Source organism: Woeseia sp. D3-10, assembly GCF_055809415.1.
In genome coordinates this window covers 1,765,544-1,787,538 of sequence record NZ_JBVVTW010000007.1, presented here as the reverse complement: position 1 = coordinate 1,787,538, position 21,995 = coordinate 1,765,544, and the positions used below count along the sequence as shown (strand labels likewise).

Genomic DNA, 21,995 nt, shown 5'->3' with positions numbered 1-21,995 from the left:
GAAACTCGGAGCACCGTATGGGAACGGAGTCGCATCGCTTTCGGTAAGTAGTTCTTGCTCGTAGAGGTCTCAGATACTCTTCGCGCCCGGTTTCTGAGCATCTGCGAATCCCGGCCGTAGCATGCAACGGGAGATAGCTATGGCAGATCTCGTCTCGCGCAGCGTCGGTGTCGTATTTCACTTGGTAGTCTCTGCTCATTTCAGGCAACAATCCGTTCAAGTCATTCGCAGCCGCTGTGCTGGTTTGCAACGAAGGCGGGAACGAAAGGGAGAGGGTTCTTATAGACTCTCTACTTTGGCTAGCCAGCGTGGATAATCGTTGTCCAACAGGCTTGCCGCCCAGTCCCCGTGATAGCTATATCCGCTGCGACGTTCGTAGCTGATTTCCGAGTACTCGTATCGATAGACGGAGTCCCGGTCGAGATACAGTGGCCGGTTAGTTTCCAGTTCGTAGAATCGAGCCCACAACAGCGGGGCATCTGGGGCTGGCACCAGCCTTCGGTCCAGTCGTCCGTCGGGATTCGGAACGGATTCGTGACGCATGCCCTCAATTGCAACTTCTCGCAACCAGGTAGCACCGGCTTCGATAGAAGCAACGACTGCCGTAGAAGGATTCTCGATACTCATCAGAAAACGAATGATTTCTACGGATTCTTTACCCGAGAGCGAAGCTGGCTCGTATGCGCGGGCCGAGGCTGGGTCGAGAGTATGTTCGTCGTGTTGCGCCGCCCAGGCGGTGAGCCGACCATTCTGTTTGACCTGCGTCTTTAGAATGCAATCAATTCCGAGTTTGACTGCGGCTGCAGCTTGCTTGCGCCGCGTGTCGTCCATAAAACCGTAGGGAGCCTCGCCGCTGGCGACGCCTTGCAGAAGGCTCAAGACCTGAACCATCGCGTCATTCTTATAGGTGATGCGCGACTGGTATTCATCGCCTCGCAAAGGCCAGAACTGCGGCCACCCGCCGTTGGGATACTGTGCAGCGAACAGGTAGTCGATGCCGCGAATGAACGAGCCACTGTACTCGAACTGTCCGGTCGCGCTGCTGACCCGAGCCAGAAATTCCAACGGCAAGGTTGTCGCATCATTGTCGATACTGTTGGCCCGACCATCACCGGGTTCGGGAATATCGCCGGGTGTCAGCGGTGGGCGCGCGAGGTCGGTGCTCGTGGGCCAGCCACCTTGATAGGATTGGTAGCGAACTACCGTGTCTGCAAGTGCGCGGGCTTCATCCGATCCGTACCACGCAGCCTCGTGTGTGAGAACGTCTTTATCCCATTGCGGTCGTGCAGAGACACCCGGCGTGAAAGGTGCGGTCAGAAAAGTCTCGATCATCGCAGCGATATCGTTGTGAGGCTGGTCCGCTTTGGTAAAGCCGATCACGGCGATGTGCTCATTGCCGTTCATGCCGTAGACCTTGTAGTCGTGTTCCTTCCCGGTTCGGCCAAAGCTATAGAGGTCCATGTTGTGGACATTGCCTGGTCGAAACTGGCGGTGATTTTCGTTCGGGGCATCGTCATTCGGCGTCTTGGCGAAGAACAGCACATCGGCGGCTTTTGGGTCGCCGACGTAAATCCATTCCGGAGTGAAGTCGTCGAACTCGCCGCTTTGAGTTGGGATGTGCTTCTGGCCGTCTGCCGTTACGAAGTAATCTTCAGCGTCCGCCGTGCCTCCCGGGACGGCCTCGAGCAGGAAGTTGTAATCGCCTTCTGACTTGAGCACCTTTACCGCTATACGGTCTGCGAAGAACCAATACTGAAATGTGAACGTCCCGTTGGTCGATTCGAGAACAACAACGTCGCCCTCAGTGATCCCGTTAACGACGTGAGTAACCGACCCACTGTCGCGGCCCGCGTGCCCGAAATTGCCTACGCTGTTGGGAAAGCCGCGGAAATCACCGTGGGGTCCGGGTGGCAGGTAGGAGGCGATCCAGTCATTGCCCTCGGAGTCGATAAAGCTCTTGAAGCCTGAAACCCCGTTGTCTTTTTCGAAGTAAACAGTGCCCATCGGCATTTCGATCTTGTAGCTGCCAACGCCGTGCCAGTTGACTTCGGTCAGCCTTACGTCTTCAGCCCGAGCAGTTAGCAAGAAAACCTGAGCGACAACGAATACCGTTTTTGAGATCAGTCTTGTCATGCCTATAAAATCCTGTCGAGCGCGGTTCCGGTGCGACGAATGAAGCGAGACCGTCGCGAGTTCTAATGTGGCGACCCCGCCAAGGCTGCTGAATGTGCCCCGAACCGTGTCGGGGCCCGCCTGTCCTGCGCGCAAACACGCGCGCTACGCTCTTCGCACCGTCATTCAAGTACCCTGCAATGGCCCCCTTGCAGGTCTGCGGGCTCCAGCTGGAGCGGCTTGCAGCGGCCATATTCAGGTTTCGGAGCTTAGAACAAAGAAATTCGAAAGTCGATTACTTGCGATTTTATTCATTACGGGTTAGCTTTGGCTTTATGTATACGCTAATCATCCATTTGTGTATACGCTGCGGTACGGACAGGTTGATCGAAGAAAGTAATAAAAATTCATCTGGGGGCGGACATGAAACAACCTAGGAACAAACAGAAAGCACTATTTGCAGCTACGGCTTTGACGCTGGCAGCGGGTGCTGTAAATGCTCAGGAAGAGCGGCTGGAAGAAATTGTAGTCAAAGGATTCGCTGGATCTCTGGCGTCATCCATTAACGATCGCCGTGATTCGTCGACTTTCCGGGAGACAATCAATGCGGAGGACATTGGCAAGTTTCCGGATTTGAATCTTGCGGAAGCGTTGCAGCGTATTCCGGGCGTAGCCATCCAGCGGGATGGCGGTGAGGGAAATCGTATTCAGTTGCGCGGATTGCCCGATGATTTCAGCCGTGTCCTCCTGAACGGGGTCCCACTATCAACCGCCAGCGAAGGCCGCAGCGTTGATTTCGACATTTTCCCGTCTGAGCTGTTTACGAAGATCGAAGTGGATAAATCGGCTCGAGCTTCACATGTCGAAGGTGGTGTCTCTGGCGTGATCAACCTGCGCAACGCCCGGCCATTCGATTTTGATGAGGACTTCACGCTCTCCGCTACGATCCAGGCGGGCACCAATACGATCTCCGACGAGACAACCCCGCGGGGATCCGCGTTAATCTCAAAAACCTCGGCTGACGGCCGATTCGGTATCCTGGCCGGCGTTTCCTATTCCGACCGTGATTACCGGTTGGATGCCTATGAGACGATCGGTTGGGGTGGCGTTGGTTATGGTTGCGTAATTCAAGGGTTCCACTTCCAGGATGTTGATGGGGACGGAATCGTTGATAACCAATCAGGTCTGCAGAGTTCACAGTTTGATGCGCAAATCGCCGCTGGCGGCGCCCCGGGTTTCGTCAGCGAGGGCGGTAGTCGCGAGAACTGTCGGGACTACGACGCCGATGTTCAGAATCAGGGTGAACTCGAAAGCGTGATTCTTCCGCGTCTCGAGCGCCCGGACCTGACGCTCGGCAACCGCGAAAGGACCGGCTATGTCCTGGCTCTCCAGTTCCGGCCAAATGAAGACCTTGATCTGAACTTTGACTACTTCAGTACCAGACTGGACGAGTTTCAGCATCGGGTTGAGCTTGACGTAGAAATGCGAAACTCGAATGACATGGTACCCGTAGATATTACGACAACGGCGAACAACACACTGTTGACTGGCACCTTTCTTAACGCCGACCGCCGTTCTGAGAATGTCCATTTCAACTATGACGACAAGTTCGAGCAGTTCGCACTTAGTGGTCAATGGCGCGCCTCAGAGAACCTAACGTTCGATGCACATGTGGCTATGAACAAGTCCCGATACAACTTCCGGCGCTTGGTTTATCTCTATGAGATCGTCGATAGCACGGTTACTTTCGATTACAACACCGTAATCCCCAGCATCATTTCCGACCAGGATGTTCGCGACTCAGCGAATTATGATGGCACAGTATTACCAGTGTTAAACGGCATGGTCGTCCCGGCCGGCACGCCTGGCGCTGTTGATCTGCCTACAGTGTCGTCGGTGCGTAATCTGAATAGCCAAACGGACGAAGAAAACATGTCGATTCATCTTGAAGCGACGTGGGGTGATCAGGAAAACAATCTTCGTTTCGGTCTCCACTATGAAGATTTCGAGCGTCAGGAAGTCAATCGAAACAACAACTTCAACGGTGATGTCTTCTTTAGTGACTTTACTAATAATACATTCATCACTAACGAAGCAGCGACCCAGTTGTTCTCGGAACTCGCACCTGATTTCGGCGCATCGTTCGATCTGCCAGCAGGCGCTGTGACCGATTTTGTCGCGGCCGATTTTGACGCACTGGATGCGGTAATCACCAATGGTAGTGAGCAGATGCTTCTCTCTGCATTTGCCCGCCCACAGGATTCGCCGTTCGTAACTGAGCAACAGTTAGCGCTCTTCGTTGAATCGAACAGCGTTCATGAGTTGTTCGGGCGGGACATGAGATTCAACGCTGGTGTCCGGATCGTGAAATCCGATCAGGAGTCAAGAAACAGAACGCCAGGCGACTCTCCTATTCTCGTTGAACGCGACTATGTGAATATTTTGCCTTCCTTCAATCTCGCTTATGACATCCATGACGATGTAGTACTGCGATTGGCGGCTGCGCGAACAATGGTGCGGCCAAACATGAGCGAGCTTCGGGCTGCGACAGACTTCAATGTCAATCTTATAGCCAATCGAGGTAACCCGTTCCTGAATCCATTCCAGGCCGATCAGGTTGACCTCGCGGCCGAGTGGTATTTTGACCGAGGAGCAATACTCGCCGTAAACGGCTTCTACAAAGTCATTACCGGTTTCATCTCGCGCACGGAACGCCTTGGACCTTTCAGCCAGCTTGGCATCGATCTAAGCACTCTGGATCCAAGTGCATACGGCAACCTTACGTATGACACCAATGTCCAGATCAATGAGTCGGTGAACTCGGGTGAGGTGCTGGAGGTGCAGGGTATTGAACTGTCAGCGACGCTTCCGCTGGACGAGTTCCTGCCGATCCAGGGATTTGGCGTAGCGGCGAACTACTCGCATGTGAAGGCAAATTCAAGTGATGACACGACAACGACAGGGCTGTCGCCAAATCTCTACAATTTGATTGCCTATTACGAGAATGATCGTTTCGCGATTCGTGCCTCCTACAACTGGCGTGATAGCTTCATCCAAACGGTAAATCCGACGGGCGAACGCCCAGATGGCTTGGATGATCGCATCAGACAAGACGTGGCGCAGGTTGATATGAGCGCGTCATACACTCTGCCAATGCTGGACGACAGATTCGTATTGACCTTCGAAGGACTGAATCTCACGGACGAACAAGAGTTCACATACTTCGGTGTTCCAGAGCGCAATGAACGGCTGGTAGCATTTGGTCGCTCTTACTACTTCGGTATTCGTGCCGAGTTCTAAAATCCCGAATGAACTGGGATAAGGAGCCGCCTGGATTCAGGCGGCTCCTTATTTATTCCGGATACAAGCCGTTCTAAAAGCAGTTCCGTGGCGAAACACCGTCTAATCTACTGCCTGCCAAAACAAAATGAGCCAGATGAAAAACTCTACGATTACCACTGCCTCTCTTGTCTCCCTTACAATCGCAATTCTTGCGTTGACACAAGCTTGTGGCAGAGAAGAAACAACCTCTTCAGCCAGTGACGGTTCAGAGACCGGTTCCGCGGTCACTCAACTCCGCCCCAACAAGCCGCGCGTAATAGTCACCACCGATGGAGAGGTGGATGATGAGTGTTCGATGGTCAGGTTCCTGCTCTATGCCAACGAGTGGGACATTGAGGCTATCGTAACTTCAAGTTCCCAGTATCACTGGCAAGGCCATGAGTGGGCAGGCGACGACTGGATTGATCCGTACTTAGAAGCATACGAAAAGATCTACCCAAATCTGTTGAAGCATGACCCGGATTACCCGACGCCGACATACCTGCGTGAGCGTTATGCGATGGGCAATATCAGCGCGGAAGGCGAAATGGACGCAGCGACCGAAGGGTCGCAGTTAATCGTCAGGACATTGCTGGACGATTCGGATCCGAACCCGATCTGGCTGCAGGCGTGGGGTGGAATCAATACGATTTCCAGAGCCTTGAAAACCATCGAAGAAGACCATCCGGAAAGGATGGCTGAAGTGGCTGAGAAAATTCGCTTCTATTTCATTTTCGAACAAGATGAAACGTACCAGACTTACATCCTACCGGTGTGGGGAAAGTACGGAATCACGACAATTATTTCGGACCAGTTCGAAGCATTCGCCTATCGTTGGAAAAGAATTCAACCAGAGCAAAACCAGTCCTACTTCAGTGCCCCCTGGATGAAGGAAAACATCCTCGAGAATCACGGACCGTTGTGTTCACTCTATAAGGCGCACGATGGAGAAGACCGGGCGTATCACGTGGGGGATTTCCGCGCAGAGGGTGATTCCCCGGCATTCATGCATACTATTCCAACCGGGTTGCGCAGTATGGAGTCACCGGACTGGGGCGGCTGGGGCGGCCGATACGTGCGTGTTCGCGACAATACATGGTACGACCCGCCGCCTCATGAGGGCTATGAGTACCCAGAGGGTCGGTACTACCGGGAGACAGTTTGGGGTCGGAAAGTATTGAACGCCGGCGACTCAATCGACACCAATCCGGATATGCTGACCTTTTTCAAGCCAATCTGGCGCTGGTCAATCGCACAGCAAAATGACTTCGCCGCGCGCGCGGATTGGTCAATAAAGTCCTATGAGGATGCAAATCATCCGCCAGTCGTTGCGCTGGCCCACGAAACGGACTTAAACCTTGCTCCCGGCACCGAGATCAAACTCAGCGCTGCCGGAACCGACGACCCAGACGGTGATGTTTTCACCTACCGATGGTGGCAATACGAAGAGGCCGACACGTATGCGGGGTCGATCAAGATTTTGAACGCGGACCAGCGAGACCCTTCCGTTTTCGTTCCTGCCGATGCTAAAGCAGGCGAAACAATTCATGTCATCCTTGAAGTAACGGATGGCGGTAGTCCGAAACTGACCCGTTACGCCCGCGTGGTTATTACGGTCAGCTAGAGTTTCGAGCAACTTATCATGACGGCATACCCGACCATTCTTCCGGACGATGCACTAGCAGGCACACTGCTAGGCAGGGTCTGGTTACCGACCAGTGCTACCAATTCTGTCGCGGGTCCAGCGCCAGTCTGGTTGCGCGAAGATGGCGTTTACGATCTCTGTGGCATCGCGCCGACGATGGCTGAACTACTTGCAGATACTCCTCTTGATCGATTGCACAGCGCAGTGGCATTGCCACGGATATCGAGTGTTGAGGCGCTGCTCCAAAACAGTACATCTGGGGAATCGAATCCGCAGCTACCACGCTTGCTTGCGCCAATTGACTTGCAGGCGATCAAAGCCTGCGGTGTGACTTTCGCCTGCAGCTTGCTGGAGCGCTTGATCGAGGAGCAAGCGAGTGGTGCACCGGAGAGGGCCGCTGAGATCCGCGAGGAAATGGCCGCGGACCTTGGTGCCCAACTGAAGGAGGTCGTGCCGGGCTCGAATGACGCGGAGAAACTCAAGCAGGAGCTTACCCGGCGAGGTATGTGGTCGCAGTATTGGGAGGTGGGTATTGGGCCCTATGCGGAGGTCTTTACCAAGTCGCAGATCTTGTCGGCGGTCGGGCCGGGTGCAAGCGTGGGGATTAATCGGATCTCCCATTGGAACAACCCCGAACCCGAAGTAGTGCTTATCGTCGATCCACGGGCAAACATTATCGGCGCGACGCTCGGTAACGACGTCAATCTGCGTGACGTTGAAGGTCGTAGCGCCTTGTTGTTGGGCAAGGCGAAGGACAACAACGCATCGTGCAGTATCGGCCCGTTGATTAGACTCTTTGATGACACGTTTTCGCTGGACGACATCCGCCAGGAAAAAGTCAGCCTGGAAGTTCACGGTGCTGGAGGCTTTGAGCTTAAGGATCAAAGTTTGATGAGTGAAATTACACGCGATGTCGTGGAGCTGGTTTCGCAGACGATTAATGAGTCGCACCAATACCCGGACGGGCTGGTATTGTTCACAGGGACGTTGTTTGCCCCGACCCAGGACCGTGACAAAAAGAATATGGGCTTCACTCACAAGACCGGCGACCTGGTCCGGATTTCGTCCCGGCATCTCGGTACGCTGCAAAACACTGTGGAATACTGCGATCAAATAGCGCCCTGGACATTCGGCGTTACAGCGCTCATGCGCAACTTGCGCGAGAGACAATTGCTCTGACACTTGTCGGCTATTGAGCCCACTGATGGCTGTCATGCCCGGCCCACTGCCAACTGAATATTCAGCTGGTACTTCGCGCAATCAATCCTGGGCTTGTCGAAGGACTGAATCCGTTTGCCCGTTGTGCAGACACGGCGTCAATATAAAGACTCTCACTGTTACCCGTCGTTTACTTCTGTAGCGTCGATACCGATGGCAAACACAGTGCTATCTTGCAGCGCCCCTTTTCGGGCTACTTGTCATAAACAGAGCAGCTGATCTGGAGTGACGTGGGAGGTCGGTCTGGCATAGACAAGTCCGCTGGCTAATACTCGGTAACGATTCCAAACATTGCGTTCAAGCACCCGAACAGGCGAAAATGTCGCCTTGGTTGGATGCGTCATGGATACGCTGGCAAACGCAAATGTGCCGGCACCAGATTTGCGGCCGGCCCAATGAAAACGGTAGCGAAAGTATGGCGGCTCAAACACTAGACTCCAATCGAGATCGCAAGCACGGCAAGTCACTTGTCGAAGTAGCCTACGATGCTATCAAGCAACGTATTCTCGACAATGTTTACTACCCCGGCTATAAAGCCCTGGAAACCGAAATAGCCGACCACCTGCGGGTTAGCCGGACGCCAATTCGAGAAGCGTTGATACGTTTGCAGAGCGAAGGATTGATCGAAATTGTGCCCCGTCAGGGCATGCGCGTTGTCCCGGTAGTTGCCTCCGATATGCGAGAAATCTATGAAGTGCTGGCCGCGCTGGAATCCGCCGCAGCCCAAATTCTTGCACGACAGAATCCTGATGAAGCTACGCTTGAGCCTCTCACCCAGTCGACAGTGGATATGGCCGCTGCTATTCAGCGTGATGACCTGGAAGCCTGGGCTAAAGCCGACGAGTGCTTTCATCGCTCGTTGATCGACTTGTGTGGTAACGGTCGAATCCGGCAAATGGCAAATACCGTTCGCGACCAGGGCCATCGCGCACGCATGCTGACATTGCGGCTGCGAAAAAAGCCGGAGGCAAATAACACCGAACACGATGTGGTCTTGGCAGCAATTCGGAAAGGCCATTGGCAAGATGCGCGAGACCTGCACTACCAGCATTGTGAGAAGTCGGCCAAAGAATTGACACGCATTATTGACGAGTACCCCTTACCCAAGTGACGAATTAGTGCCTTCGCCGTATCACCCTGCGCCCCTCCCACACGACGGGCAATCTGAAAGCGTCCTGACCAATACGTAATTCAGGATTACCTGATGCATGCTCAATTCAAAACTTGACGTCGTACCTGATGAAATCAGAGTCCGCCGGAAGGAGGGGCAAGTGCAACTGAAACTCAAGACCCGCTTGAACAGGTAATTACTTAACGGTGCGCACGCAAGTGTTATAGCAGCCGCCGGCCCAATACCGAACTTGATGCATCACCACGGTGGTCTTGAAAGTACAAGCGTCAAGCGCAATCTTATCCAATACACAATGGAATGACCGAGAGCCGCAAGGGCCAAAATTCCAGCTCCCACAATGCATCCGCCATTCTCGTTCGCATTGGCTCGGCTCTTGCAGTCTCGACGATGTCCCGAGCTTATCGTCCGCGCAGGCCTTACTGCACCACCGCAATAGCTACCGCAATCAGGGTCATCGAGACGATCTTACTTCCCCAATGATCAGTCTGAATGGCCAGCGAATCATGCACCCGCTCCGACGACGCTCTGAAGAGTCCGGAGTACGCGAGGTACAGTCCGCTGAAAATCATGACAAACGCGGGCAACGTGCATTCAACCATCGCTACCAGCGTGACCGACGGCGCCAGGCTGGTTGAGCGCTGGGATATCAGCACCGCTGCAATATCCAGGAGCTGTACTCCCGCGAACAGGAAGCCGAACCGCCTGCAAAGGGACACAATTCTGCCTGTGCTGCGATGGCGCAGTACGACCAGCAAGACTGCACAAAGCAGGCACGCCGAAGCGAAGACAACCGCGGCATGGGAATAGTCCATACCTGCCAGCGCTGATGCCTGCAAGACCATCGCAAGCGACATGCAAAGTACCGACTGAAGCAAGCACACCAGCAAACGACCGTTGATTGCCGCTATCTGATCACGCAGCAATGTCAGTACGCCGCAAAGTGCAAGACCAAGCGCGAAATAGTAGCTGGGAGCGAGGCGTTCACCGAGCAGCAGAAAAGCCAGAATTGGCACGAACAGTACTGTGAGGTTGTTAAAAATTTCGGTATTCAGACTGTCGTTCAGTGTGAACAGCGCACAGAAGTTGAAATAGATATGCAGGAAGTAACAAATGCCGGCCAATGCGGCTGTACTCATTGGTAACAGACTGACACTGTCCCAATCAGTCGCGTTCGGAATCAGAAAAACCAGTGGGACAATACTGAACAGTCCCATCGTGACGGCCGCTTCCAGGGGGTTGCGGAGTACGCGGGCACCTACCAGGCAGACGTCGACCACGCAGGACAGCGCCCAGAAGCCCGCTGCCAGCAAGGCTAGCAACAACCAGCTTTCGGATATTGCCTCCACGGTTCAAAAATCCACCAGGACTGACAGGACGAATCGGGAGTCATGGGATTGTGTGAAAAAGACTTCATCTGCCCCGCCGAAAGCGTCGTAGTACGACAGGCTGACGTCGGCTCCCGCGAATGTCTTTGAGACCGCTGCGCTTGCGTACTCATACGCAGAACCGTAGGCGCGCGACAGATCGTAATACCCGTACGCGACGTCGAAAGTGACTTCTGCTGGCAAGGCGACTGCGTAGCCCAGTTCGGTGTACCAGCTGTCGGCTTTTGTACCGTCGACTGAGTTTGAGTAGCCGACGGTTGCACAGAGTTTTTCGTCGAAGCCGATCACCGAGATCAGCTCGCTGTAGTCATAATCGGTGCCGGCACTTGTGCCGGGAAAAAAGTAACGCACCAGCGATACATCAACGGTCCAGCGGTCACCTATGTCGAATACATACCCGGCGGCGATATTTATCTCTGTTCGTGCTCCATCGTCAGGTTCGCTCGCAGGGAAAAAGTCCACGTTGCTGGCCCAGGCGTATGCGTAGAAGCCGCTGTCCAGTTGCAAATCCAACGATGCCTGAAACGCAGGTTTGCCCAGCGTCTGCGAGATACCCCGAAACACATAGTCGGAAGCAATCGTTATGCTTCCGCTCAGCGGTACAGGGGGGTCTTCGCCTTCATTGGCGGACGCGAACTCCATGAGCAGGACAGTTGTTATTGCCCAGATCAGGCAGCACGGATTCGCAGTGGTTGATCGCACAGTTCGATCCTCTTACTTCTCCCTCTACCAGGTTAAACACCATTGCCGGCCTGATCGGCTCATCCTCCGTGCAAGAATTCGCTAACCGTAATTATTTCAATAGGTTAATCCGGTCGACGTCCTGCTGATCTGATCGCTGACGTGTACTGGTGTGTTCGGAGCAAGGTGGTGAGATGGCATACGTATCCACACCTATGCAGACGGTAGTGAAGAGACGGTAAGAGCCGGCGAAGCTCTACTACTGGCCGCCAGGTCACACGGCCGGGTTGATGAGGACTACGAAGCCATTGAGTTCAGCCTGAGCGACCAAATGGGTGAGCTCATGAATCACCTGGAAGCAAAACTGAAAGGCTGAAGGAGCGCGGCATGCTGCTCGTAACTGTTGACGCCCTTAAGAACGCATTGACCCCGGATCAGAAAGAGCAGTTGATCGCGAAGATCACGACCGCCGTGCTGGACGTCCAGGGTGAGAACCTGCGCCCGGTGACCTGGGTTCGGATCAATGAGTACGAGAGTGGCGATTGGGCCATCGGTGGGCAGCGGTTGTCGGCGTACGACGTGCTGCAGAGAGTTCGAGTAGAGCATGCCCAGCCGGGGTAGAGACTTCCTTAAATCTGCAGGCAGTAACCAAAAGTGGTGCCAGCGCCGAGATATTGATCGGCGCCGGACCATAGTTCTGCCTGTTGCGATTCGCCAACTCTTCCGCGCAGACTAATACCAAACGAGCCTTGCGGTTGCGCAAAAAGACTTCGCCCGCGATTCGCGGAGCACCATTCGCTACCAACTCCCGTACAGCCGGAATTTCCGGGAGCGGACCTGCTCGTCGCTGAAAACGCGGGAATTTTCCTTAGGCTTCAGAAAGTAGATTGATTCTCGCCTGAAAGTTCGGATGGAAATGAATATCATACCGTTTCGTTCTTAACGCGCTCAGACCAGTCTGAATAATCGGATCAATAATGGATATAAAATGGTTGGAGGATATCCTCGTCCTTTACGAAGAGAGAAACTTCTCACGAGCGGCTGAGCGGCGACATATCACGCAACCTGCTTTCTCCAGGCGCGTGCAGTTGTTCGAGCAATGGGTCGGACAGGACATCATCGATCGAACTTCACAGCCCATAAAATTCACTCCGGCCATGGAGCGCCTGATACCTGCTGTCAGCAATGCTGTGGTTGACGTCTATAACATTAGAAACTCATTGAGGGCTGAATCAGCGACAAAGAGCGTAACGTTCGCCACGCAACACACACTGACTACCAGTGTTTTCCCGCAGCTGTTATCTATCATCAACGGCCAACTGCAATCAGTGACAGTCCGACTCAGGTCAGCAAATCTTCCTGAATGTGTTGCTTGGTTGGAAAATGGCGACGTCGCATTCCTGCTGTGCTACGAATCGTCTGTCTTTTCCGCACAGTACGGCGACAATCTCGACAAGCTGAATCTCGGTGACGAGCAATTGATTCCCGTAACTGCGACAGATTCGGCGGGAAACCGGGTTCATGATCCCGAAACACAAACAACACTGAAGATGCTGAACTATCCCGTCGGTTCATTCCTGCGCAATGTTGTCAATCGAGGGCAGATTGCCGGAGGTTTTCAGGACTACGTGATTGAGAATGTCTGCGACTCTTCGTTGACCATGGCTTTGAAAAAGCTCGTTATGTCCGGTATGGGGATCGCGTGGATCCCTCGTTCGCTAGTTGCCAGCGAACTCGAGAGTGGCTCACTGGCCTCGCTTGACGAGCACTTCGGTGCAATAGACCTTTCTGTCGTTCTCTTGATGAACCCACGAAGAGCCAGCGAACTAACAAAGCGCGCGTGGAGTTTGATTCAGGACTCGCCGCTGTGCCAAGAAAGCGAGATTGACCGTTCAAGCAAGTTCTGAGAATTCCGTTCGTTTCGATAATACTTTGTTAACATCGCGCATTGACCGCGACGTCATTGCGGTTATGCACAAAACTTAGCGTGGTCTGCCGAATTCGAATTAGAGTTGCCCAGTCCGTGGTCTCTATAATAGTGACACTACTATTATGGACTGGATATCAAGATGCACTTTGCGAGATTTCCGCGACTCAACTTTGCCCACCTACCGACGCCACTCGAACCAATGCCCAACCTCAGCAAAGTGCTGGGTGGTCCAAATCTGTGGATCAAGCGCGATGATTGCACGGGCCTCGCTGGTGGCGGAAACAAGACCCGAAAACTTGAGTTCTTGTTGGCCGATGCGCTGAATCAGGGGGCTGACTGCATCATTACTCAGGGTGCTACCCAGTCCAACCATGTGAGGCAAACAGCTGCAATAGCCACCAAACTAAACTTGAGCTGCCATGCGCTGCTTGAGGACCGAACCGGCAGCAAAGAGCAAGACTACAATTCCAACGGCAACGTGTTGCTTGATCGAATCCTTGGCTGCAGCGTATCGATAGTACCGGCAGATACCGACATGAATGCGGCTATGGAGGAAATCGCCCAGCAATTACGTGACGATGGTAAGAAGCCGTACATCATTCCGGGCGGCGGCTCCAATCCAATCGGCGCGCTTGGCTACGCTAATGCGGCCCTGGAATTGCTGACTCAGGCCAACAACATGGGGCTGCGGATTGATCATCTGGTGCATGCGACCGGAAGCGCGGGTACTCAGGCAGGATTGATTACCGGTTTGCGTGCAACGAACAGCCACATTCCTCTCCTCGGTATTGGTGTTCGCGCGCCAAAGGATCTGCAGGAAACTAACGTATTCAAGCTGGCGGAGCGCACTGCAGATCTGTTATCAGTTCCCGGTGTGGTTCGAAGAGAAGATGTGGTGGCAAATTGTGAATATGTAGGTGGTGGATACGGTGTGCCAACCGACAGCATGCTGGAAGCGGTAAATCTGTTAGCTCAGACGGAAGCGATTCTGCTGGACCCTGTCTATTCCGGAAAAGGCATGGCCGGATTCATCGATTTGATTCGAAAGGGCCACTTCAGCGGACAAGAGAATCTGGTCTTCCTGCACACAGGTGGTGCACAGGCTCTGTCCGGATACAGGGCAATATTCGAAGCCGATTGATCGTGGCAGCAATTCTCCTGGAGTACTGAACTGGCGCAAACGTTGCAGAATGCGGTACCAATCGACTTCAGGTTTTCCGACCTTTGCGTACTTTCACAAATACGTACACGCAGTGATAACTGCCTAAGCAGCAAGGCCTCAAGGACTACGGGCCTTCTGACTGGAGCTTTGTTGCTCTCTCCATGCTGCGAGACATTGACAGAATATCGACAACGTCGAGGAAATGCTGCGCAATCTGCAGCGCATGAAAAACATTGCCGTCATGTCATGTTCGCCGACTATTAATTAATGCTGGAAAAGCATTAGTTCGATATCACCCGGATAACTACACTCAACTTTGCCAGAGGTCTTGATTGGTCGTCGGTGTGGCCAACAGCCAGATAGTGGGGGGGGGGATGTGAGAAACCTGTTGCATGGCATGGCGCTTTTCGTCTGTGCCAAGAACGAACCTGAATCGGCCGAGCGAGTCTCGGGTCAACGTGAGTAACACTGCGCAGGTCCTGGTCCCTGGAATCCTTGGCGGAATGGGTCCGAAGACTACGATAGATTTTCTGGCCAAGGTGATACGTGAAACGGATGCTGCCACGGATCAGGAACACCTTCGTTTGATCATTGATCACAATCCGGTCGTTCCTGACAGGACCGATGCGATCAGTGGTAAAGGAGAGAGTGCCGGACCTCATCTGGCCCGAATGGCGCAGAATCTCGAATCAGGCGGTGCGGATTTTCTGGTCTTGACCTGTAGCAGTGCCCACGCCTACCAACGCGATATTGAACACGCGACGAGTATTCCGTTCGTTAGCATGGTCGACGAGGTAATGGACGTCCTGGCAGATCGCTTTTCCAGCCGACGCCGAGTCGGCGTGATGGCAGCGCGAGGTTGTCTGGACGCGGGCCTGTATCAGACAGCACTTGAAGCTGTCGGTTTTGAAGCCGTCGTCTGGTGCGAACCGGAGATAGAATTATTCACACTGCTGCTTGAACAAATCAAAGCCGATGATGTTTCACCAAGCGTGGTTAAACAGGTTCAGATGCTGGCTCAATCGCTTGTTGATGCTGGGGCGCAAGTTGTTATCGCGGGTTGCGCTGAAATTCCGCACGTCTTGGCAAGCGAGATGCTGCGCGTGCCGTTACTCAATCCCTGCGACATCCTTGTTGATGGAGTGATTGATTACTCACTTGGTGTTCGCAGTCCATCGTTTCGATAGTGGAGCTGCGGTGCCACGTGCGAGTAGCTCTACCTGATGCTCTCTCAGAGCGAACAAACGTCAAGCTGGATACTCTTTACAATCGATAGCTACAGCTCCAACAGGGATTGATTGTCGTGCCGTCGCAGGCGATCCCGTTAACGACGGGAGACTGTGAGGCCATGCAATTGTTGCAGGAACTTCATCACCGACTTTCGTGTCCTGGCCGTGCCTCTTTGCAGACCAGGCCAGCTCGAGCGCACGGCTACCGGGCGCCTGGTCCGTTAACGAACTGACCAGGCCGCGAGTTCGTAACCTGACCTTCTTCGACTACAGCAACGCCATTGACCAGTACATAGTCAAAGCCGCGGCTAAAATTATGCGGATCGGAGTAGGTTGCCAGATCCTGTACCTGGTCCGGGTCAAACAGAACCAGGTCTGCAACGAAGCCGGTACGAATCAGACCGCGATCCTGCATCTGAAATGCCTGAGCAGGCAACGACGTCATTCTGCGGATCGCGTCCGGCAATGACAGTACATTCCGCTCTCTGACGAATTCAGCTAGCACTCTCGCATTCGTACCGTAAGAGCGTGGATGCGGTATGCCTTCCCCAAACTCCCTTACTCCCCCATCACTGGCGACAGCCGTATTGGGGTAACGAAAAATAGTGTCGACATCGTCCTTACTCATGAAGTGATAAACCATCTGCGCGCCGTTTGTGTGACCAAGTTGGGCCGAATCGGCCATCATCTGCAGAATCAGCTCCATCTCGCTTGCTACTGTCGCCGGCCGCTCGAGATCTGCATTGATCTCGCTAATAGTGAGGCCATTTGTTGCCGGATTTGGTGGGTAGTTGGCGACCGTGGCAAACGAAAAGTCGGGATAGCCGCTGTCGGTGCGCATTACTTCCATCTCTTCAAGTATGCGTCGGTAAGTTTCCGAATCATTGAGCCTAGCGAGCAGGTCGTCAGCGCTACCCGCGGTGGCCCAGGATGGCAACATCACAGCGAGGCTCGTGCTTGCCCGCTCATAAGGGTAGGCGTCGACAGTAACTTCAATGCCGTCGGCGCGAAACTCTTCGATCAAGCCAATCGTCTCGTTGATCCTGCCCCAACGTATCGGGCCCTTGATCTTCAGGTGCGAGATTTGCACCGGAATGTCGGCTTCACGCCCGATTGTCACCGCTTCTTCGATTGACTCGTTCAAGCGCGGGCCTTGATCACGTATATGCGTCGAGTAGATACCACCGAACTTTGAGGAAACCTTCGCCAGACTAATGACTTCATCGGTGCTCGCAAAAGTGCCGGGTACATACAGCAGACCAGTTGACAGCCCGACTGCGCCGTCAATCATTGCCTGCTCTGCGAGGCTTTCCATCTCCAACATCTCCGCCTGTGTGGGCGAGCGATTCTCACGGCCCATCACTGCCGTCCGGACGGAATTGTGTCCTACCAGGGTCGCAATATTGATTGCGGGACCGACAATCGACTGTCGCCAGGACGGGAGATCAACCGTAGAGCTACCGCAATTGCCGGTGACGACGGTTGTTACGCCATCCAGAATAAAATTGTCAGCCCGTGGATTATCGGTAATACCGGATTCGATGTGTGTATGCACATCGATAAAGCCCGGCGCCAGTACACGGAATTCGGCATCGATCGTTTGTTGCGCATTGACGTCCAGGTTCCGGCCGATTTGCACAATGACCCCGTCCTCAATCGCCACACTCCCGCGATACCAGGGATTGCCACTACCATCGACGATACGGGCATTCTCGATCAGAAGATCAACGTCTGCCGCCGCCATGGCGGCACCGGAGAAAGCAAGAACAGCAGTTGCGGCCAGTAACGTCGTTCGCATAAACAGGTACCTCAATGAACTTCAGGAGTTGTTGTGTCCGGTTCGAATCGTCGATTCCAACCAGTAAGTGCGGAGAACAAAATAACCGCCAAGATAGCCCAGGCGTAAGGATTCAGCAGTGCGATGGAAATTTCGGGGGCGAATATGGAATAGCTTTCGGCGGCCTCAACAATTGCAGCGTGCCAAACCATTACCGCAATGTGCCAGGGCAGCATATAAAAGACGGAACAGACTGCGCAGTCCATCAGGTTCGCTTTGCGCGCCGCTGACAGACGAAAGCGAGACCCGAGTGGTTTGACGATACTGGGCCCGACAATGAGCAGAGCCGGCGCATTCGAGCAAATAGGAATCGAAATTGCGACGGTAATGCCTACTATTGCCAGCTCAGCTTGCCTGACTGTCTTAACAACTGATCTTTGCAGAAAACCGAGAAATCGGGACATTATGCCGCTGTCTACCACGACCTGAGTCAACGCCAGTAGCAAGAGGACAAACACAATGGCATTTTGCGTTGCGCCCAAACCATCTTGAATCAGGCCGGTTGACAGTCCTCGCGCTTCCGGAATGTGCAGCAGTTGCGTGAGTGCCAGATTGCCGATAAGAACACCGGCCAGGACGGATGCGCCAATGCCGTAGATTAGTGATTCGACTAGGTGGCGGCCTTTCAGTGCACTGATGACGACCACTGCGAGGCCGGCGAGCATCATAAGCCCTTTAGGTTCTGCCACAACGTCAGCGCCTAGAGAGGCTGCTTCGCCAGCGGATTGCCCCATCAGGTACAAGGCAATTGCGGCGATGACCGCTGCGCTCATTGCTAGCGGAAACCGACTGCGCACCACATCGTCAATTCTTGCACCTTGGGTTAGAGCAGAGACAATTGTGCTGTCAGAGATTGGCGCCAAATTGTCGCCGAAGACACCACCAGCTAGGATCGCCAGAGCGAGTGCCACAGGATCCGCACCGAGAAATACACCCGCTGGATACAAGACCGGCGCCAGCGCCAGTGCTGTCCCTGTCGAAGTTCCGGTGCCAACCGCGAAGACCATTGAAGCCACAAATGCGAGCACCACAAACAGTGCAGAGCCGACTTCGAACGTGGTGCCGAGCCACAGTATGCCGTCGACCAAACCGCCAGCAACCATGACCTTGCCAAGTACACCTGCAAACAACCAGGCAATGATGATGGTCACACCACCCCTGTCCGATAGGCCGTTGAGTGCGGAGTTGCAATACTTTGTCTTGTTCTTTGCAAAGAAAAGACCAACCACAATTCCGAGCCAGGCGAACACCCAGAATTCAGCGGTGCCGCCCTTTTCGGCCAGTGAAATCCAGGTCAGTCCTCCGATCAGGACGAGGATGGGTACCAGAGCTGTGAGGCTTCCACCGTGGAAGTCGAGTCTGTCGTCCTGCAATTCAGTCGACACGTAATTTGCTCGTGCGCGTTTCAAACATTTGCTGGCCTGAAGGTCGTTGTTGCGGCAGCGTGCAAAAGTACTGCAGGAGCCGGTTTATCTCCAATGCGAAAGCCTGATTAACGCATGTGTGATTCACATAGCGAAAGCGCTCTGCTGGGCAGTACAATTCCGCTATCGATCATCCGATCCATACGAGGCTTTCGCATACCTTGTTAGCACCGCAGTAGTTTTCTCGCTCCAACTTGTTGTCCTTCCAGTGCGAGTTATGCGCAAAAGGCATACACGGATGCACATTCGGCTTTGGAAGCTAACGGGTTTTGTAACTAGTTTGATTCGAACAAGATTGGTACCGCGTCTCAATTGCGAGGACGGCATGGCAACGAAACGAATCGATACAAAGAAAAGTCGAGACAGCCTTCCCAGCTTACTACCGCCACATTGTGGTTTGAGCAACAGTCTGATGCACCTAACTCGTGCGACAGAATGGCAAAGCGCACCCAAGCGATGCGGCGACGGTATCTACTATCGAAAATTTCCCGTGAAAAAGTCGACCGTTGGGCTGGCACATACTTTGCACGTCTCCTTAACGAAAATCGCAAGCCGGCATACGCCGGCAATACTGCGTTTACCAATGAGGCAACAAACGTGAACAGACAACATTCTTCCGGTTCAAGACATCCGGCGGCAACCATGCGTCTCCGACACGTTGAAATATTCGAGGCAGTATTGCAGGCGGGTACACTTACTGGTGCCGCCAATATGCTCAACATTTCGCAGCCAGCTGCCACGAAGCGACTGCAGCAGGCGGAGCAACAACTAGGTTTCGCATTGTTTAACCGGGTGAGGGGCGGTCTGCAGCTGACGTCCAAAGGTGAGGTCCTGCAAGATCAGATTGAGAGGATTTCAGGAGAGGTTCGCGACCTTCAGCGGCTGGCGTCCAATCTCAAGGCCTCCGAAAGCTGTGGATTGAAGATCGTTAGTACGCCAGGCCTGGCGCTAGCCGCAGTTCCAAAGGCAGTTACTCGACTGCAACGTGTGATGCCGACTGCTGGTATCGAACTTGGTACACAGCACTCTGAAGAAATGCTGGAGTCGATTCTGCTTCGAGCTTCGGATATCGGCTTGACGTTGCAGAAACCCGATCATCCCGGGATTCGTTCCGAAGTTCTGTGCCGGGGTTCCATGATGGTCATTGCGCCGTCCGGATGGTGGTCGGATTGCGAACTCAGTCAGCGGGTTCCAATAGAGGACCTTGCAGCGCGACGTATAGTCGGCATTGTTCCCGGCGATAGGCTGGGTGGGCAGTTGCAATCCCATATAGACAATCTATCGCCGCAGCCGACAGTCTCGATTCTCGTTCAGACGTATCAAATGGCACGATCACTTGTGGCGAAAGGGCATGGCCTCGCACTGGTCGACCCTTTTACGGCGATTGGTGACGGCGACGATACGATTCAGGCCCGGCCGGCTGCGCCGGAAATTCCAGTATCGTTGTATGCTGTGTATCGCGACGAATGCGAGTTGAATCCCGTACAGAAGCGTTTTCTCGAATGCGCAAGTGAAGTGTCAAGCGCGATGATGGCGGTACTTGAAATGCCATTGCTCTATAAGGAAGCGAGCATTGCTCCGTTGCCTGCCTACGGCGGGAGCCACAGTCTCGTTTGCACGAGTGGAGAGTGTCCCTGCAACAACACGGTCGAGATGAAAAGCGCATTCAGAGCCGATCGGCAGGGAATAACTTGAGGTTATGCTCACGCCCCATTTATTCATTGTTTGTGCATGAACTCGCTACCTATCATCGACAGCCATTACAGATAGCACATTGTTCAGGAGGGAGCGACGCGTGTCACAGTCGATAGTGTTGGGAATCAGTTCAATCTGCCAGCGGCGCGTTATGACTGTAGAAAACGTGCTGGCACCAGTTTGATGAAATCCAGAGTACTCGATACAGAATCGACAGAAGTAAGTGGTGCGGCCTGGTCAGCAGGACTTTCGGCAGAGATCGGCAAGGCAGTACTCGGCCAATTATTGGTGATTGAGCGGCTGCAAGTCGCTCTGCTCACTGGAGGCCACGTTCTGCTTGAGGGAATGCCTGGTCTGGCCAAGACACTAGTAGTGAAGTCATTAGCGCAGGCGTTAGGTGTTTCGTTTGAACGTATTCAATTCACTCCTGATCTCTTGCCGAGTGACGTGGTTGGCACAATGGTCTATTCGCCGGGTGAGGGGCATTTTCTGCCGCACCATGGCCCTGTGTTTGCCAACCTGGTTCTTGCTGACGAGATAAACCGGGCTCCTGCCAAAGTGCAGAGTGCGCTGTTGGAAGCGATGCAGGAGCGTCAGGTAACAATCGGTGGCACGACGTATCCGTTGCCTGAGCCATTCCTTGTCATGGCCACGCAGAATCCGCTGGAGCAAGAAGGAACTTATCCATTGCCCGAGGCGCAGTTGGACCGATTCCTGTTCAAGCTGCTGTTGGATTATCCAACGGCTGATGAGGAACTGCAGATGCTGGAACGCTGGGGTCAGGTGACGTCGACACCCAAGGTGTCGACGGTAGTCTCTGGCTCCGAGTTGATTCAGTTGCGCAAGACTGTCGATGCAGTCCACATGGCGGACACTGTACAGGCTTACCTGGTCGAGCTTGTACGGGCAACGCGTGAGTTGGCGGCCGGCGATGCTGTGGATAGCAGCATGTCGCACAAGCCCCTGGCCTACGGTGGTTCGCCGCGCGCTTGTCTCGGTTTGTATCAGGCCAGTAAGGCGCTGGCCTGGTTGAGAGATCACGATTACGTAACGCCAGCTCTGGTGCAGGAGGTATTTGCCGATGTAATGCGCCACCGCATTGGATTGACGTATGAAGCCGAGTCTCTTGGTCTTACACCGGACCAGATTCTGGAAGGTATCGTCAAGGAAACGCCGCTGCCTGAGCGCTCCGCTGCCGGCAGCCTCAGGTAAAGGCGGAAGTCG

General features: G+C 53.9%; 15 protein-coding genes. 10 read left to right on the top strand and 5 right to left on the bottom strand.

Annotated elements, in window-relative coordinates; translation table 11 throughout:
• Positions 1-279: 279 nt before the first annotated feature.
• The gene (pelA, locus tag AC0L8N_RS08510) at positions 280-2,133 is read right to left on the bottom strand and encodes a pectate lyase (protein ID WP_473667204.1); all 1,854 of its coding nucleotides are present in this window, start codon (positions 2,131-2,133) and stop codon (positions 280-282) included.
• Between the two features lie 402 nt (positions 2,134-2,535).
• Here pelA and AC0L8N_RS08505 point away from each other — a divergent pair, with 402 nt between their 5' ends.
• From AC0L8N_RS08505 to AC0L8N_RS08490, 4 genes are all read left to right on the top strand, one after another.
• On the top strand, positions 2,536-5,412 hold the full coding sequence (locus tag AC0L8N_RS08505; protein ID WP_473667203.1) for a TonB-dependent receptor: 2,877 nt from the start codon (positions 2,536-2,538) through the stop codon (positions 5,410-5,412).
• 136 nt (positions 5,413-5,548) lie between these two features.
• Positions 5,549-7,057: a DUF1593 domain-containing protein gene (locus AC0L8N_RS08500; RefSeq protein ID WP_473667202.1), complete on the top strand. Its 1,509-nt coding sequence runs from the start codon at positions 5,549-5,551 to the stop codon at positions 7,055-7,057.
• Positions 7,058-7,075: 18 nt separating this feature from the next.
• Complete coding sequence (locus tag AC0L8N_RS08495; RefSeq protein WP_473667201.1) at positions 7,076-8,257, top strand: fumarylacetoacetate hydrolase family protein; 1,182 nt, start codon at positions 7,076-7,078, stop codon at positions 8,255-8,257.
• A 454-nt stretch (positions 8,258-8,711) separates the two neighbouring features.
• Complete coding sequence (locus tag AC0L8N_RS08490; RefSeq protein ID WP_473667200.1) at positions 8,712-9,407, top strand: GntR family transcriptional regulator; 696 nt, start codon at positions 8,712-8,714, stop codon at positions 9,405-9,407.
• 437 nt (positions 9,408-9,844) lie between these two features.
• Here AC0L8N_RS08490 and AC0L8N_RS08485 read toward each other — a convergent pair whose 3' ends face one another.
• Both AC0L8N_RS08485 and AC0L8N_RS08480 read right to left on the bottom strand, forming a co-directional pair.
• Positions 9,845-10,774, bottom strand: coding sequence for a hypothetical protein (locus AC0L8N_RS08485; protein WP_473667199.1), 930 nt, complete (start codon positions 10,772-10,774; stop codon positions 9,845-9,847).
• A gap of 3 nt (positions 10,775-10,777) precedes the next feature.
• Positions 10,778-11,515 (bottom strand): TorF family putative porin, encoded by a 738-nt coding sequence (locus AC0L8N_RS08480; protein ID WP_473667198.1) that lies wholly within the window; start codon positions 11,513-11,515, stop codon positions 10,778-10,780.
• Between the two features lie 366 nt (positions 11,516-11,881).
• Here AC0L8N_RS08480 and AC0L8N_RS08475 point away from each other — a divergent pair, with 366 nt between their 5' ends.
• The 4 genes from AC0L8N_RS08475 (at position 11,882) to cuyB (ending at position 15,773) form a co-directional block, all read left to right on the top strand.
• Positions 11,882-12,115: a tautomerase family protein gene (locus AC0L8N_RS08475; protein ID WP_473667197.1), complete on the top strand. Its 234-nt coding sequence runs from the start codon at positions 11,882-11,884 to the stop codon at positions 12,113-12,115.
• 356 nt (positions 12,116-12,471) lie between these two features.
• Entirely contained in the window at positions 12,472-13,401 is a 930-nt protein-coding gene (locus tag AC0L8N_RS08470; protein WP_473667196.1) for a LysR family transcriptional regulator, read from the top strand.
• Between the two features lie 162 nt (positions 13,402-13,563).
• Positions 13,564-14,565, top strand: a complete 1,002-nt coding sequence (gene cuyA, locus AC0L8N_RS08465) for a D-cysteate sulfo-lyase (RefSeq protein WP_473667195.1) — start codon at positions 13,564-13,566, stop codon at positions 14,563-14,565.
• Positions 14,566-14,978: 413 nt separating this feature from the next.
• Positions 14,979-15,773 (top strand): cysteate racemase, encoded by a 795-nt coding sequence (gene cuyB / locus AC0L8N_RS08460; protein ID WP_473667194.1) that lies wholly within the window; start codon positions 14,979-14,981, stop codon positions 15,771-15,773.
• Between the two features lie 244 nt (positions 15,774-16,017).
• Here cuyB and AC0L8N_RS08455 read toward each other — a convergent pair whose 3' ends face one another.
• Both AC0L8N_RS08455 and AC0L8N_RS08450 read right to left on the bottom strand, forming a co-directional pair.
• The gene (locus AC0L8N_RS08455; protein ID WP_473667193.1) at positions 16,018-17,613 is read right to left on the bottom strand and encodes an N-acyl-D-amino-acid deacylase family protein; all 1,596 of its coding nucleotides are present in this window, start codon (positions 17,611-17,613) and stop codon (positions 16,018-16,020) included.
• A gap of 11 nt (positions 17,614-17,624) precedes the next feature.
• Positions 17,625-19,037 (bottom strand): Na+/H+ antiporter NhaC family protein, encoded by a 1,413-nt coding sequence (locus AC0L8N_RS08450; protein WP_473667192.1) that lies wholly within the window; start codon positions 19,035-19,037, stop codon positions 17,625-17,627.
• Between the two features lie 636 nt (positions 19,038-19,673).
• Here AC0L8N_RS08450 and AC0L8N_RS08445 point away from each other — a divergent pair.
• Both AC0L8N_RS08445 and AC0L8N_RS08440 read left to right on the top strand, forming a co-directional pair.
• Positions 19,674-20,771 (top strand): LysR family transcriptional regulator, encoded by a 1,098-nt coding sequence (locus AC0L8N_RS08445; protein ID WP_473667191.1) that lies wholly within the window; start codon positions 19,674-19,676, stop codon positions 20,769-20,771.
• A 183-nt stretch (positions 20,772-20,954) separates the two neighbouring features.
• On the top strand, positions 20,955-21,983 hold the full coding sequence (locus AC0L8N_RS08440; RefSeq protein WP_473667190.1) for an AAA family ATPase: 1,029 nt from the start codon (positions 20,955-20,957) through the stop codon (positions 21,981-21,983).
• The last annotated feature ends 12 nt before the right edge of the window (positions 21,984-21,995 follow it).

Coding starts and splice junctions, on each gene's coding strand:
- pelA (WP_473667204.1), bottom strand. CDS start 2,133: ATGACAAGACTGATCTCAAAAACGGTATTCGTTGTCGCTCAGGTTTTC.
- AC0L8N_RS08505 (WP_473667203.1), top strand. CDS start 2,536: ATGAAACAACCTAGGAACAAACAGAAAGCACTATTTGCAGCTACGGCT.
- AC0L8N_RS08500 (WP_473667202.1), top strand. CDS start 5,549: ATGAAAAACTCTACGATTACCACTGCCTCTCTTGTCTCCCTTACAATC.
- AC0L8N_RS08495 (WP_473667201.1), top strand. CDS start 7,076: ATGACGGCATACCCGACCATTCTTCCGGACGATGCACTAGCAGGCACA.
- AC0L8N_RS08490 (WP_473667200.1), top strand. CDS start 8,712: ATGGCGGCTCAAACACTAGACTCCAATCGAGATCGCAAGCACGGCAAG.
- AC0L8N_RS08475 (WP_473667197.1), top strand. CDS start 11,882: ATGCTGCTCGTAACTGTTGACGCCCTTAAGAACGCATTGACCCCGGAT.
- AC0L8N_RS08470 (WP_473667196.1), top strand. CDS start 12,472: ATGGATATAAAATGGTTGGAGGATATCCTCGTCCTTTACGAAGAGAGA.
- cuyA (WP_473667195.1), top strand. CDS start 13,564: ATGCACTTTGCGAGATTTCCGCGACTCAACTTTGCCCACCTACCGACG.
- cuyB (WP_473667194.1), top strand. CDS start 14,979: ATGGCATGGCGCTTTTCGTCTGTGCCAAGAACGAACCTGAATCGGCCG.
- AC0L8N_RS08455 (WP_473667193.1), bottom strand. CDS start 17,613: ATGCGAACGACGTTACTGGCCGCAACTGCTGTTCTTGCTTTCTCCGGT.
- AC0L8N_RS08440 (WP_473667190.1), top strand. CDS start 20,955: ATGAAATCCAGAGTACTCGATACAGAATCGACAGAAGTAAGTGGTGCG.